Genomic DNA, 14721 nt, shown 5'->3' with positions numbered 1-14721 from the left:
GCTCACACCAAGCGAGTTTGCCAACCGTTCAAACAGGGACGAAAACCAGAACAGAGTCTACTTATAAACGAGGGCAATCAGGGGTGCAGGTCAGTTGGACCCGCGGTCATGCGCAGGTGCGAGGGGGCTGATGATTCGGTAGTCCGCATTGGATGAACAGCGCAGACAGCGCAGCCATCTCTCGCGATCGTTCAGCCGTTGTCCTTCGTGGAAGCCAATATTCGCTCAAAGTCCTGAAACTGGATGTGAGTGCCACTCCAAAAAATGTAATTGGCGCATAAGATTCGTACCATTCGCGCGGGTACGACATGGAAGCTCTTTATGATCGCGTCGAAGTTATTGATAGCATCCCGTGGTGCCAGATAGGCATTCTCCTCTACAAACTTGTAGAAGGCTTCCGAAATTCCGAGAGTTCTTCCCAATCTATAAGACAACAGCTCTACGACAAACCACGTTTCCGCAAGAGGACCAAGCTCGTGCTCTACCGCGAGGGCCAGAAGCTTGTCATGCGTTCGCGTTGCCTTCTCAAGCACCCAACGGTCCCGAAGATCTCCCGTTGTCTTATCGGAAAGCAACCCGGCGATTTTTCCCAACAATTCGCCAAGCGTTATCTCTTGCTTCTTGAAGCTTTCCTCAAAATCCTCAATGGCCTGATAGAAGTCCTCTAGCGAATTGCCGACGTGGTCGGTCTTGCTCGTGTAGTGGAACAGACTTGTCATGATCACACTCGCTGTCGCAATCCTGTCGGTGCGTACTTTTTTAATCTTGCCTGCGAGGCTGTTTCGAATCTAGCTCTTCTGGAGCGCACGGCGGCGGCCGGGTATCTCTGGTCAAGCTATCTTGGGTGCAGTGGCCTCTTTGAGCCTGTTGTCATTGTTGAACAGGCTTCCATTAAGTGCTGCCAATTCATCCGCGTGAAGGCAAAGAAGTTTCTTCCTCCCGTCGAGCCATCTCATAGGCTCCCTTTGACAGAAGCGCCGTGTGAAGTTCGCTCAAGGGACCGGCGAGTAATGCGCACCAAATTGACGTGCGAGCCTGATAATCTCGCCTTTTAGGAACTCTATGCCACTCTTCTGGCAACAAGCCTGCATACGCTTCAACAGCTCGTTCGACGCTTGCGGGTCGACAGCGGCTGCGAGATTCCACAAGCGCATTGCTTCGTCGTCAAGCCGTTTGCCTTCGTGCAAAAGCCCAATTGCATCCACGTCTTCGCGGTCAGCATCGGAGCGCATGATTTTCTGACTTCGATCACGCTCGGGATAAGCTGGATACTTATTGGCTGCAATCGAATGCGCGCGTTCCCAGGCCTGATCGAGCTGAGAGGCCGCAGCCCGCAAACCATTTGCTTCTAACTTGAGCCGGGCGCTTTCTGATCGCATCCGCATTGCTTCGCCCTTGATGCGGTCTCCCTCCGCGAGAATTATGCGCGCCTGTCTTTTAAGATACTGGACCGGAGCAGTAGGAGTACGCGCAAATGCATTGTCGCTTAGCGCTGCCGCAAGACAAAAAGCCATCAACAGCGTGCGCGAGTACAACATTGGTCGCCCCTCTAATTATCTTTAATTGCGGGTCGTAGGCCTTCGACGATTCTACGAAGGTGCTGCTCGAAACAAGCTTCGATTCGCCCCACGGAAACAATCAGGACGTGGCCTATTTTGATCCTGTTCAGCCATCCTCCCTTTGCGAGGGCGACGACTGACTTTCGAGTGTTTTCAACGGACATCAGCGAACACAAAAGACGTCCTAGATCGGCCTGGTCTAGGCGAAGTCTTCCGTCTGAAATTTGTTGGACGACCTTCTCGATTTGTGTGTCCGAAAAGATGCCATCTTCCAATCGAGAGACAGATAGCCCCAGCGCGTCACGCTTCTCCTTATTTTTCACGAGCGCTTGCATGTCCGCGTTATGACGAAGAAGGAACGGCCTGATTCTTTCTGGGGCGGCGAGGCGATACTGCTGAAGCAGGTAGTAAAACTCGGCGATCTGAAAGGCTTCATTGCCCCGCAATAAATCTAAATCTTCAGCATCAAGCTCGGGCTTGACCTTGGCTGTGTCGTGCGCCCGCGCGCCAGCAAGGATCTCGTTCTGAAACCATTCCCTAGCATCTCTCAACGCAATGAGGCACAAAAGCTCCGGATTTTCAAAGCCTTGGCTCACCAAGGGCCCCCCATAACCCTAGAAATAGCTACCTCCCAAATTTTGGGGGCCAGCCCAATTATTAAAGCAGTCGCATCGGTAAAGTCTATCCTCCGCAAAACAAAACGCGCGCCAATCCGATTGGCCTAACTCTCCTTTCGGGTTCTGTCACGATCCCCTCGACTTCCACGGCGATCAAGCGCGTGAGAGTCGGAGGACTGACCGATGATTAATACGCGACACTTGCTGGCTGCCGCTGGCGCGGCGGCTCTGGCGGTGGTGGTCACCGTGCCGACAGCGCCTGCGAAGGCGGAGCCGGTCATCGGTGTAGCCGTCACTGCTGCGCTCACCCCCGTGACGTTGGGGGCGGCGGCTGCGGTCGCCCTGGTGGCGAACGAGGCTTTCGCTGAGCGCCCCTTTGGTCCCAACGGGGAGCTCATGAAGATCATCTCCGTACCCGTGAAAATCGTTGACGGCAACGTCAAGGGTTCGATGCGGGAAAGCGGCGAGATCGCGAAAGGGCTTCGTGCCACCCTCGGCATCAGCGTCCGGGACATCGAGAAGTACGGCATCTTCGGTGGCCCGAATTCAGTGATGCGCAAGCCGTTCGGCTGATCGTGTCTGGCGGTCGCGGACTATCCGCGACCGCCACTTCAAACTCTCCGAAAGGATGACTCACATGAATATCCTCTTGAAAACCCTCGCCGTTACGACGGCGCTTGCTGGCGCTCTTCAGTCCCCGGCGTCCGCCACCTCGGGTGCGCTCGATTTCCTCGATCCGTGCATCAAGGCACGTAGCGATTTCGCGGAGCAGCGTCAGACCTACTTTGCGAATGTGAAGCTCGCCGAGAACTCCATCGAGACGATGAAGGCGACGCCTGAATTCAGGACCGCCTGGATGGCGGAGGTACGCAAACAGGCTCGCCCGCTGTTCGATGAGAAGCTAGTTCCCTCGCTTCGCGCGATGGGGGTGGTCGACTTTGAAAAAGCGTTCGAGGTCTGGTTTGAGATGGAGATGCAGGCCGCGAAGCCTGAGGACCTCGAAAGCCGAATCAACGCCGACTTCCGCAGCTTGGCAAAAGGCGAACTGAACAAGCAGCGCACCGAAGCCGATCAGAAGCTGAACGAAGGCAAGGATCAGCTCGATGGTAGCTGCAAGAAGGACGTCGGCAGTCAGACCTTGCGATTGACGCTTGCTCCTATTGGCTGGGTGGTGGGTAATTTCGAAGCGTCGAAAAACGAAAAAAACATCGTCACGCAGGTGTTCCATGCGGTGACCGGCATCGGCGTCCAGGCGATCGCCGAACGTGGCATTTTGGGCGGCGACAAGTCGTTCGTACGTACGGCACTTGAGCCGGTGATCGGTGGCCGGAATGGTGCAATCCAGCGCGGCGTCGGCGACGTTGCTCGCGCCTTCAAGCCGGGAAACTGGCGCTTCTAAGCCATCGACACTGAAGAGCACGGGGGGCACACCAGCCGCTGCCCCGTTTTTTCTAAGATGTCGCCTTTATGTTAGTTGCCGAGTTAGGGTGATTTAAGGGTACCGTTCTACGTCCTAGATTTGAGAAGGAATGAAAGTCGGAGACGCTAAGGGCGAATACCTAGCGAGCAAATTCACCGCTAGACTTATTCGGGACTGTCGAGACACTGGCATCATCTAAGTCGGGCAAGACGATGTCGCCCATTGCCGAGGTGATGCTGGCAATACCATGGGTTTTTGCGGCTGAGGTAGCCGAAAGAGTCCTTCAGCGATCTTGAGACTTAGGCCACTAGGGTGATCTGCACGCGGAGGCAATTTGCATGCGTCGGGCGTTTGTTGGCCTGTTGATAGTGTTGAACCACACCGTCGCGCTCGCACAAGATGCCGCGCCGAAGTCCGTCAAGACGCTCAAGATTCAAAAATCATCACCGGAAACGACTGCCCTCTACGAAATCGACCCAGACGGCTCCGTGAAAATTGATTGGGATGTAGTCGAAACGCTGGCGTCCTCAAAGGCAGACAGAACGATGTCCCCGGTAGCGGAAGTGATGCTGGCGATCCGTGACCGTAAATGGAAACCAATGCGCTGATCTCCCCTTAGCGATCCCAGTTGAACCCGAGCGATACTGTCCCTTTATCCGTGCGACACCTTTGTGCTTAGTTCATGCTCAAGGAATTCATTCGCAATGATCAGCGCGCAACTCTTTCACAAATTTTTCTTATGGCAAAAGTGGCGTTACAAACACATTTTGATTTTCAACTAACGTCTCGCTGCCATACTTGACATATGTTCGATTCGCTTCCCAGTGCACACGATGTTTCCAATTTCGGCTCGGATAAAGCGAAGTTGGTGTGGGCAATCGATTCCAATGGGAAGATGGCTAAAATTTCAACTGTCGCGAACGGGGCCAAGTGTAAATGCAGATGCCCTAACCCGCACTGCAACGAATATTTGATCGCTAAAACCAATCACCAAACGCCACATTACTCTCATTCTTCGAATTCCAAGTGCAATGGTGGGGGGCCTGAGACGGCAATTCACATCCTCGCAAAAGAAGCCATCGAAGAACATAAAAAGCTCTACCTAATCGAACGACGTGCATCATTCGCAGGCCGGGAGGTTATTCTATCGAAGGCTCGCCTCGTTGAGTTTGACATGGTGGTAGCCGAACATCGCGAACTAGAGAGAATCGTACCCGATATCTATGTCGAGAAAGCCGGACGAAATCTTCTCATCGAAATAGCCGTCACGCATCCTTGTGATGAAATGAAGATTGAAAAGATTCGTGCAAGGGGAGTTCCTGCACTTGAAATAGACTTATCCGGGCTTCCAAGGAACGCCGATCGGGATGTCATTACGCAAGCAGTAATTTATGACGCGCCGCGATCTTGGCTCTTTCACGCAGACATTGATTCAGCGCACGCAAAGCTTCGCGCTGCTCACGAGAAGAAAGAAGCCGACGCAACGAAGCAATTCGACGATGCGCTAAATCTGTTGAGTCGCGATTATAGGTTGGGCCTTAGTGATCTCTCGAAACAAGAGAAATTGGAAATTAGCGATGCGGACGAGTTGCGCGCTACGCGACTTGTACAACATATCGGAATCCATATCAGTGGCGCAGGTTGCTTCACTTGGCCACTCGATAGGTGGCAGAATTTCATTATTCGAGAGTTCGTCGTCGGAAGCCAACTAGGACACGATGCGTATCGAGTGAAAACAGTATTCAGCCGACTTAAGGACGCCGGGGCGATCCGGCCGCTATTTAAGTTTGTGAACAAAGAGTTTGAGGCTGCCTTACAAGCAGGTCCGCTCGATTTCTTAACGCCGTATCGCGCAATCGAGATGTATCTGTTCCATCTCGCTCGAGAAGGCTTTGTCTACAAAATTAGCGGCGCATATCAAACCGTCAGCGACATTCGCGTTTCGATCGAAGGCCATCGAGAAAGGCTTGTTCGGATACAGCGGCGGACTGAGGGCGCGCTCGAAACAGCAAGGAAGATTCTTGCGTTTGTTCCTGTGAATGAGCGAGGAAAGGTCACTGCAAAAACTTGGCTTCAACAACATCAATCCCTTTACGGTTCCTCGTTCAAGGCTGCAATCGATGCCGACAGCGGCCCATATGATGAAATGAGCCTGACGTTACGCAACATCGAGCGTATGATATTTGAAAACGGCCCAATCATTGAGTCGACGTTAGAGCTTCCAATCGCTCAAGAACGTGAACGGCAGCGAAACTCACGAAAACAAGTGGCGGATGAACGGGCGGCGCGAAAGGCGGAAGCAGATGAGAAGGCGCACCTTGAAAAGGAAGTCTCCGAAAATGAAGCCCGCGTGTCGCGTATCTCGCGGTTCAAGAGAGAGGTGAACGATAGCTTAGGAAACGATTCAGCGGATTGGCTTAAGTCTCAGTCCGAGCAATCTGAAAGCATCGATCTTCTGAGCCTCGCGGCATCTAGTGAATTGGGATTGGATCGTGCCTTCGCTATGTTGCGGACTACCGTTCATGACCGCAACGAAAAAGCGAAGAAGCAGAAAGTGATTGACAGATTCGTCTGGCAACTGGTGGATGACGCCACCCGATCGCTTGGCCACCAACGGTGCCAGCTTTTTATTCGGTCGGCCTATAAGGAGCTTGGTGGCAAGAAGCCCATCGATTATTGCGTTGACAAAGTGACGCTCGCCGAGTGCCTTGATCTGCTTAAGGTCGTTGCCCGAAAAAAGTGAGGCCGGTGATCGATCTAGCCGGTTACGTTGTAGTGCCTTTCGGGCCTTGGCTAGCGCGAGGTTGGTTTGCTTCCCGTTGGACAGAGGCAATAGTTCGGGCTCAGCTTCCTAAACGTGCCTCGGCCGAAGAGTTTTGAGAAGAATTGCATTTAGGGCGAGCAATCCGTCGCGGATTAATCACCCCTATGTTCCGTATGACTTCAACTGCACCAGCGTCAGTGTTTGCATACCCATTGGGGTGGGTAGGATGATCCGATTCATATCGGAGCGCTCTCTCGTGTCACTCGGCAAGCAAGCGAAGACGCTGTCCCCGCGACAGGTAGACCTACTCCTGCAGTCCGTGAGGGGCCGCCGACATGCCTCTCGAAACGCCGTCATATGCCTGCTCTCCGCCCGAGCCGGCCTTCGGGCGCACGAGATCGCGAACCTGACCTGGAGCATGCTCTCGGACGCGTCCGGAGGCATCGGGACAGACATCCGACTCGAGGACCGCGCAAGCAAGGGGCGCTCGGGTCGGGTCATCCCGATGAACCGGGAGCTCCGAGAAGCGCTATCGGTGTGGCGGGCCGAGCAGAATCTTGTCTCGGAGCACGTCGTCAGCACCGAGCGGTCTTCCCGGACGACGGCCCAGGCCATCGTGAACATGTTCTTCCGGTGGTACTCCGACCTCCGGTTCGTGGGCTGTTCGAGCCACTCCGGACGCCGGACATTCATCACCAACGCGGCCCGGAAGATATCGTCGGTCGGGGGATCGCTCCGGGACGTTCAACTGCTCGCCGGCCACTCCGACCTCCGGATCACGCAGCGGTACATCGACGGAGAGGCTGAGGCCCAGAGGCGGGTCGTGGAGCTCGTCTGACCTAAAACAGAAGCTTTCAAACTGAAGCATCAGGCAGCGGACTTGATAAGTAGGTCCGACATCTCAGTATCGATGCGCAATCAGAAGCATCCCGTACTCTCCTGCAAAACGGGGGACACTGCGGTCAGCAATTCCGGTGGACTGAGACACCGGTCCGGACAAAGTCCGAAACGACTAAAGCAGGCAAGGGTCGCAAAACGAAGCCTGTAAGAGAGACGGAATGATGACCGTCAAGGATGACGCGATCGTTGGATCGGTTTCGTCGCTGTCCTGCGCTGACCGAAAGGGAAGCGGAGAGTAAAGGATCAATTCGCTCAGCCTGATCCTATCCGGTTCGCCGGTTTCTCCGATCCGATGTCGTCCGAACCGCTGTACGCAGGTCGGGGTCACTTCGCCGGAAGGCGAAGTGTATCCTCAACGCTACCGCAGGTATCGAAGACAGGTTGAAGTCAACTCAGAACAAGCAGACGAAGCTTTGATCGCAACCAAAACACAACAACGACCGAACTGAGCAAAGCTGTCCAAGTCATCCAACGCGACAGGAATCGAATTACCCGACGAGTTCACCGAGTTTGATCAACTCGGTCAACTCCCGCCGGAAATGATCCGCATCATGTTGCCGATCATCAACGACGCCTTCGATCGTTCGCAGCATCGGTTCGACGAGCCGATAGAAACGGATCTTCTTCCCCCCGGCGAGTTTCTTCGCGCGTGAGCTTCGGGTCCGCTCGATTCCAAGTCCGATCTTATCGAGGACCTTCCCGAGTTTCCGAACGCCGTCGTTCAGGTTGTCTCCGACCTCGATCTCGAGCACACCCTCGACGTCTCCACGGAGCTCAACACACCGCGTCATGAACGGCATGAGCGAGATCACGCTGAACTCCGCCTCGGTGGCCAACCGGTCGCCCTCGATAACGCCGGCGCAGGTGAGCAGTTCGAGTATCAGGTGCGCCCTGTCCTCGCCGGTCGGGAGAAATCGCTGCTTGAGACCCAGATCGGCCTTAGGGGCTGATGCGCTGGCCGCCTTCAAGACGCCCTCGAATGTGATGACCCTTGTCCTGAAGCGTCCACGGTCGTCGAGGTCGATCAGGGCGTGGTCAAGGCTGCGGCGATAGAACCTTTCGATTCGGTATCGCTCGAGCGCGAGCCTGCCCACGCGATCAACGGGTGTCCGATGATTTTTTGACTTCTCATCCAGCTTGTCGAACTCTTCGCGGGTCAATCTCCGCGCGTTCAGGATCGAGGTCCTGTACTGCTCTTCCTCCAGCGCCGCCGACGCTGCTTCAAACCGCATCCCTTCAGAAGTCGCGGGGGAATTCTTCTCGACATAGGTGATGATGTGACCGTGGGACGTCTTCAGGTCTATTAAGTTCTTCTTGAGATTGTTCTTCGAGGCGACCTGTTGGCTTTGGGCGAGCGCGGCCATGTCAATAAGGGGCAAGTTCGTGTGGTACACGGGCTTTCCCCCTATGTCGAAGTGCGAGAGCGTGTTCATGAACAGGTTGTTCTTCTGAATGTCTCGCTGGATGACGTCCCGTGACGTGTCGAAAAAGTAAGTCGCCGGTGAGACCCATACCTTCACACATCCGGGGTGTCGAACGCGCCAGATCTGCTGGTCGATCTCGAAGTGAGTCGACACGCCGGTCTCGAACAGGCCGAACACGCCGTCGATCAAGCTCTCATTATTCTCAAAAGTGATGTCGATCCCGGTCCCGAGCGTCGGCGACGCGAAGATGACGTCGTACTTCAGCGTCTCGGTCCGAGGGTTCTTAATGAACGCTTTGACCACTTCTTCTCCTGTCGTGTCGGACGTGATCAGGAGTGTCCGGACCTGAGGCATCTTCTTCTTGAAGCCTTCGTTCAGCCTTGTGAGCAAACGCTTCGAGTTCGAGGGCACGAACAGTCGGCGACCGGACTGTGCCCAGGTATTGAGCTCACTGATCAGGTGGCCCTTCGCGCCGTACACTTGCACTTCGGTCGAAACAGACCGCTCGTTCAGGTAAACCGTGCATTTCTTCGGCTCGTACTTGTTCTCCGGATCAGAAACCATCTTCGACAGAGTTTCAAATGTGAGCCAGCCGAGGTCGGCGTCGAGCGCGAAGACACGCTTTGACGAACGGACCAGCAGCCGAAAGATTTGAAAGATCTCGTTTCTGTCGTGGTCCCTGATGGTTCCAGACAGGAAATGCGAAAGGACCTGCTCGGACTCGTCGATAATGAGGTTGTCGATGAACTGCCTCGTGTTGCTGGGGGCTGCCAAGCGCGCCAAGCTGTCAAGGCAGACACCTAGTTGCGACCAATGAATTTCACCGGCTGGTTCGTCGAGATAGCAATCGAGGGCTAGGCGGTCGCAGGTCTGCTCGATGAGCGCGATGCGATGACCAATCAACAGCGTTCGACCGGGTTCTTTCAGCAGGATTCGCGACAACTCTTCCGTCTTTCCGGTTCCTTTTGGGCTCTTGATGAAGATCACGCCTTTAGGGACCGGACGTGGCAGGCTGACGAATCCCCCGGGGAGGCGGTGGATATCGCATTCCTTGAGACCGGGATGGAAGTTGCTCGAGATCGCTTCCTGAAAGGGCCCGTGATCGAGGTTCGCGGCGAAGTAGGCCTCAGCCGCCGCTAGCGCCTTTTCGAAGTCGCGAAAATCCACTTCGTGGATGCCGTTGGGAGGCCAGAAGGATTGACCGCACGTCAGACAGTGAACTCCGGTTGTCTTGCCATTCGCCGAAGTTGTGATGAATGCACTGGCGGACTGGTCATAGTGGAAAGGGCACTTAACGCGGGTGCGGATCGGGAGCGAGCCGAACGAAGCCGAGCTACCGTCATCGAGTGTCAGGATGTGATCCGGGTGTATCGTCTGTCTCGATACCGAGGTCATTGCGGCCCGATCACGGTTGATCCGCTTATCCGCGTCGAGGCCTCGCTTGATCAGTTCTTCGACCATGCTTGCTGAAAGCGCGCGTTGGAAAAGCTCTGGGTCAGATCCCTTCGAACCGAAGAACAAGTGTGCAGCGTCCGCCGATGCGCGGTTACCGGAGACCTTCAGTGACAGGCTTCGGAGCGCCGCGTTCATCTGGTCCGGATCTTCAATCGGCTCCGGAAGAGCGAAGACAAGCCGAAAGCGATGATGGTCCGAGGTATGCCGAATAGTGGTATACAGGAAGGAGAGATGCTCCCGGATGAAGGGGTCAGTTCGAACATCGTCGAGTGACCGCTGGCCGTCGAAGTCGATCACAAGAACGCTAGAACAGAGGAACGATGCCTTCCGCCTTTGTCCGGAGAGCTGACTCGAGAACGCAAGGCCTTGGTTGACGTGATGTGCCAACTCGGTAATCGTGAACTCGACATTCTGGAAGTTGTCGACGAAACTCGTCCGCCCCTCGTTCTTGTTAAGAAGAGTCGTGTTGATGGCGACTTTAATACGCTGGGCCGGATCGAGAGCGGGCATACGAAGGACCTGTCAAAGGAGGTCCTTTCCAATAGCGACACATTTTCCCGGCGTAAGTATTATTTTTAAGCTGGCCGCCCAACGGGGACACAAGCGGGCTTTTAGTGGCTATGAATCATGTGGTGGTCTGTCCCCGGCTATCGCCCGGGGACAGAGGTGTTCATTCCGAACGGTTGCCCAAGCGGCATCCTTCCTTTCGGGTTAATCGTCCACATCATCAGCAGGTGATGCCCGCCGGCTGCGGCAATCTCGAGCGCGCGCTTGGCGCTTTCCTGGCCCTTGATGTCGCGAAGATCGAGCGAAGCAATCTGGCGTTCGGTGATCTTCGGTTCGGGCCGCGACAGGACCTGCGTGCCCTTGAAGTGATTGGCGATCTGAATCAGCGATGCCGCCGCGACGATCTGGATCTCGGGGCTGGCCCATGCCGCCTCCGCGCCGCAGGCCGCGGGACAGATCAGTCCTTCGTCGCGTGCGTTGGCGCCGATGGCTGCGGGAAGCACGCCGGCGACCGGCGCGATCGAGCCATCGAGACCAAGTTCGCCCAGCACCGTAAAGCCGCTCAGTGCATCGGGCGGGATCGCGCCGATGGCGGCCATCAGTCCGAGCGCGATGGGGAGATCATAGTGGCTGCCTTCCTTGGGCAGGTCGGCGGGCGCGAGATTGACGGTGATTCGCCGGGCGGGCAGCGCCAGACCAGAGGCAATCAGGGCGGAGCGAACCCGCTCGCGGGCTTCCGAAACGGCTTTATCGGGCAGGCCGACGATGCTGAAAGCGGGTAGTCCCGGCGCGACCTGAACCTGCACGTCCACCGCGCGGGCTTCGATGCCTTCAAACGCCACCGTGGAAACGCGCTGAACCATGCTCCCTCGCCCCCGCTACAACCCTAGCAGGAACTTTTCGGAGCGCAAGAACATTTGGGGAACATGCGAGGTGGTGCCCGGAAAACCTGACGGCAGCGAACGCGGTGCCCGCTGCCGCCGTTTCGAGGTCGGCCTGATCCAAAACCGGCCCGTGTTTCGTGCCGTGCCCTAGAGATTCATGATCATCGGCTCGGCGATGTAGCGGAAGCCGTCGCCCGCCTTCACCACATGGCCGTAGCCCGGCCACGGGAAATGGTAGGACATCACTGCGGTTTTGTTGGCCGCGATCGTGTCCAGCAATTTGACGCGCGTGGCGGCGGCCATCTTGGGATCGGAATCGTAGGCGAATTCCATCCGCGGCCGCTCCAGCAGCAAGATCTGGTGATGGGTGAGATCGCCGAGGAAGGCGAGCGACTTCCCATCCGACTGGATCATGAAGATGTGGTGGCCGAAGGTGTGGCCCGGTGCGGCGATCGCCGTCACGCCGGGCAGGAATTCCTGTCCGTCCTTGAAGAACACGATCCGGTCGCGCACCGGCATCAGGTTCTTGCGGGCGTGGATGATGAAATCCTTCAGCGGTCCGTCCAGCTTCTTTTCGTCGGTCCAGAATTCCAGATCGGCCTGGCTGATATAGACCTGTGCGTTCGGAAACAGCGGCTTGCCGCCCGCATCGACGATACCGCCGATATGATCGATATGCGCGTGCGAGCAAACGATCGCATCGACGTCTTCCGGCTTGAGGCCGGCTTCGGTGATGCTCTTCTGCAAACGACCGGTGGTCGGTCCGAACAGCTTCGAGGTGCCCATGCCGGTGTCGAACAGAACCACGCGCTCGCCAAAGTTCACGATCGGCGCGTTCTGTTCGAGAACGACGTTGCTGGGGTTCAGAAAATTATCGGTCAGCATCTTCTGCACTTCTTCCTTCGGAACGCCGAGGAACGTGCCTGATGGGTCGCCGAGCGGCAGGGGTCCGTCGGACACCACGGTGACTTCCGCGCTGCCGAGCGTGAAGCGGTGAAAATACGGAGCCTGCGTGCCGAGCTTCGGTGCGCGCGCCAGGGCGCTACCGCTCATCATCGTTGCGCCAAGTCCGGCGCCAAGTCCGACACCGAGTCCGGCGCCAAGAGCAAGGAGAGATCGTCGCGAAACATCTGTCGTCATGCGTTCCTCCGTTGAATTTTGTTGTTGGTCGTTGGTTGTCGCGGCGGCGATTATGCGGTTCGTTTTTGCGCACTGGCAAGCGGGCGCAGACGACACCGCGCCGCAATGCGCCGGGTGCGCTCCACCGTTGCCAGTGATGTGAATAGGGATGTCTTGAAAATCAGGCGGGCTGGTCGGCCTGAGTGCTCATGCCGGGAACGAGGGTTGCGGCATTAGCGTCGAGTCCGGCGAGCTTGGGCGAAATGCGTAGCCCGAACACATGCGGAAAACGCATCATCTCGACATCGAAGTCCGCCACGGTCACGGGCGTCGCCGCAGCGGCGGATTTCGGCGCGTAGAGCCGGCCCCAGATATCGACGCCGGCGAATTGCGGAAGCTGGGTCAGGCGGATGTTGCCGATGTTGCCGTCATAGTTCAGCAGCTGCCGTGCGCGATCGTTCATCATGACGATCCAGCCATCGACCGTATGCCCGGCGTCGTTGGTGATCGGCGATGCGATGACCATGGCGTCCGGCGCGGTGCGAAACAGATGGTCGTAGACCTCGAGCTGATAGCTGATCAGCTCCGAATAGATCACCAGCATGACGATGTTGTCGGTGACCTTGATCGGCAGCACCAGCCGCTGCCAGAGCTGACCGCTTTGCGAGCGGCCGCCGGTGTAGCGGATGAAGGCGGGAGTCATGCGCCTGGCGACTTGCCGGTACACGTCCCTGAATTCATCCCGAAGGGGATTGGTCAACTGGGAGAGCAGGGAGCCTGCAAGTTTCTCGCGGGCCGCAGCCTGGATGGCCTCGCCGACATAGACGTAGGCGAAGTCATCGCCCACGCCGATCATGTGAATGGAATTGGCGCGCAGTTCGTAGCTGCATTCCTCGGTCAGCCGCTGCAGCGTCAAATCATTGGTATCGTTGAGGGTTTTCCATTTGACCCACAGGAATTCCAGCGCGGCAGTGGTCAGTTCGCGCGGGATCGAGGTGCCGTTGAAAACTTCAATTGCCATGAGTCAGCCCGTTCGGTGCACGCATACCGTGTGTCCGGCAGCAGCGCACGCCTCCGGGGGCCAGATTGCCAGAAGGTGGTCAGCAATTGATTAAACTGTAGTCAGGCAGTCAGGCGCGTTTGGCTGAAATCGCGTCCCAGATCATGGCCGCCACGTCGGGGCCGCCGAGCCGGGCGATGGCCCGGATGCCGGTCGGCGAGGTGACGTTGATTTCCGTCAGGTGGCCGTCGATCACGTCGATGCCGACGAACAGCAACCCGCGCTCGCGCAGCGCCGGCCCGAGCCGTGCGCAGATTTCGCGCTCGCGCGGCGACAGGTCGGTGGATTGCGCAGCGCCTCCGCGCACCATGTTGGAGCGCAGATCGTCCGGCGCCGGCACGCGGTTCACGGCGCCGGCAAATTCGCCATCGACAAGGATGATGCGCTTGTCGCCGTGCTTCACCTCAGGAAGGAAGCGCTGGATCACCCACGGTTCGCGGAACGTCACCGAGAACATGTCGTAAAGCGAGCCGAAATTCATGTCGTTCGGCGTGATGCGAAACACCGCAGCGCCGCCATGTCCGTACAGTGGCTTCATCACCACGTCGCCGTGCTCGGCGCGGAAGGCGTTGATCTCGTCCTTGTCGCGCGAGATCAGCGTCGGCGGCATCAGGTCCGCGAACTCCATCACGAAAATCTTTTCCGGCGCATTGCGCACGCTGGCCGGATTGTTGACGACCAGCGTTTTCGGATGAATGCGTTCGAGAAAATGCGTGGTGGTGATGTAGGCGAGATCGAACGGCGGGTCTTGCCGGAGAAGAATCACATCGAAGGATTCGAGATCGACACGGGTGGCGTCGCCCAGCGTGAAATGATCGCCGTCCTCGTCGCGCACTTTCAGCGGCTGCACGGTTGCGATCAGTTGCTCGCCCCGCAGGGAGAGTTTCTCGGGCGTATAATAGGCCAGCGCATGGCCGCGCTTCTGCGCTTCCAGCAGCAGGGCGAACGTCGAGTCGCCGCGAATGTTGATCCGCGCGATAGGGTCCATCTGGACGGCGACTTTCAGCTTCAT

12 protein-coding genes and 1 pseudogene are annotated in these 14721 nt (G+C 56.9%); 5 read left to right on the top strand and 8 right to left on the bottom strand.

Features of this window, described 5'->3' with window-relative positions:
• Window positions 1-191: 191 nt before the first annotated feature.
• The 3 genes from HNQ36_RS16935 to HNQ36_RS16925 form a co-directional block, all read right to left on the bottom strand.
• Window positions 192-719, bottom strand: a complete 528-nt coding sequence (locus HNQ36_RS16935) for a hypothetical protein (RefSeq protein WP_184087043.1) — start codon at window positions 717-719, stop codon at window positions 192-194.
• Between the two features lie 273 nt (window positions 720-992).
• The gene (locus HNQ36_RS16930; RefSeq protein ID WP_184087041.1) at window positions 993-1538 is read right to left on the bottom strand and encodes a hypothetical protein; all 546 of its coding nucleotides are present in this window, start codon (window positions 1536-1538) and stop codon (window positions 993-995) included.
• An 11-nt stretch (window positions 1539-1549) separates the two neighbouring features.
• The gene (locus tag HNQ36_RS16925; RefSeq protein ID WP_184087039.1) at window positions 1550-2155 is read right to left on the bottom strand and encodes a hypothetical protein; all 606 of its coding nucleotides are present in this window, start codon (window positions 2153-2155) and stop codon (window positions 1550-1552) included.
• Between the two features lie 204 nt (window positions 2156-2359).
• On the opposite strand from HNQ36_RS16925, the gene HNQ36_RS16920 reads away from it, so the two are divergent.
• The 5 genes from HNQ36_RS16920 to HNQ36_RS16900 all read left to right on the top strand — a co-directional run bounded on the left by HNQ36_RS16920 (window position 2360) and on the right by HNQ36_RS16900 (window position 7198).
• On the top strand, window positions 2360-2749 hold the full coding sequence (locus HNQ36_RS16920; RefSeq protein ID WP_184087037.1) for a hypothetical protein: 390 nt from the start codon (window positions 2360-2362) through the stop codon (window positions 2747-2749).
• A gap of 220 nt (window positions 2750-2969) precedes the next feature.
• Window positions 2970-3575 (top strand): hypothetical protein, encoded by a 606-nt coding sequence (locus HNQ36_RS16915; RefSeq protein WP_184087035.1) that lies wholly within the window; start codon window positions 2970-2972, stop codon window positions 3573-3575.
• A 359-nt stretch (window positions 3576-3934) separates the two neighbouring features.
• Window positions 3935-4204, top strand: a complete 270-nt coding sequence (locus HNQ36_RS16910; protein ID WP_184087033.1) for a hypothetical protein — start codon at window positions 3935-3937, stop codon at window positions 4202-4204.
• 197 nt (window positions 4205-4401) lie between these two features.
• Entirely contained in the window at window positions 4402-6339 is a 1938-nt protein-coding gene (locus HNQ36_RS16905) for a competence protein CoiA family protein (RefSeq protein ID WP_184087031.1), read from the top strand.
• 277 nt (window positions 6340-6616) lie between these two features.
• Window positions 6617-7198, top strand: a complete 582-nt coding sequence (locus HNQ36_RS16900) for a tyrosine-type recombinase/integrase (RefSeq protein WP_184087029.1) — start codon at window positions 6617-6619, stop codon at window positions 7196-7198.
• A 550-nt stretch (window positions 7199-7748) separates the two neighbouring features.
• On the opposite strand, the gene HNQ36_RS16895 is transcribed toward HNQ36_RS16900, so the two are convergent.
• The 5 genes and pseudogenes from HNQ36_RS16895 to gshB all read right to left on the bottom strand — a co-directional run bounded on the left by HNQ36_RS16895 (window position 7749) and on the right by gshB (window position 14721).
• Window positions 7749-10649 (bottom strand): plasmid replication protein, CyRepA1 family, encoded by a 2901-nt coding sequence (locus tag HNQ36_RS16895; RefSeq protein ID WP_184087027.1) that lies wholly within the window; start codon window positions 10647-10649, stop codon window positions 7749-7751.
• Window positions 10650-10861: 212 nt separating this feature from the next.
• Window positions 10862-11509, bottom strand: a pseudogene (locus tag HNQ36_RS16890) (magnesium chelatase domain-containing protein); the annotation flags it as partial.
• Window positions 11510-11677: 168 nt separating this feature from the next.
• Window positions 11678-12670, bottom strand: a complete 993-nt coding sequence (locus HNQ36_RS16885; protein ID WP_184087025.1) for an MBL fold metallo-hydrolase — start codon at window positions 12668-12670, stop codon at window positions 11678-11680.
• Between the two features lie 160 nt (window positions 12671-12830).
• A complete protein-coding gene (locus HNQ36_RS16880) occupies window positions 12831-13670 on the bottom strand; it encodes a hypothetical protein (protein WP_184087023.1) in 840 nt (279 codons plus the stop codon).
• Between the two features lie 109 nt (window positions 13671-13779).
• The gene (gene gshB, locus HNQ36_RS16875) at window positions 13780-14721 is read right to left on the bottom strand and encodes a glutathione synthase (protein ID WP_184087021.1); all 942 of its coding nucleotides are present in this window, start codon (window positions 14719-14721) and stop codon (window positions 13780-13782) included.

It is taken from the genome of Afipia massiliensis (genome assembly GCF_014203115.1).
In the GTDB taxonomy this organism is placed as follows: Bacteria; Pseudomonadota; Alphaproteobacteria; order Rhizobiales; family Xanthobacteraceae; genus Afipia; species Afipia massiliensis.
This window is presented reverse-complemented; position numbering and strand designations above follow the sequence as displayed.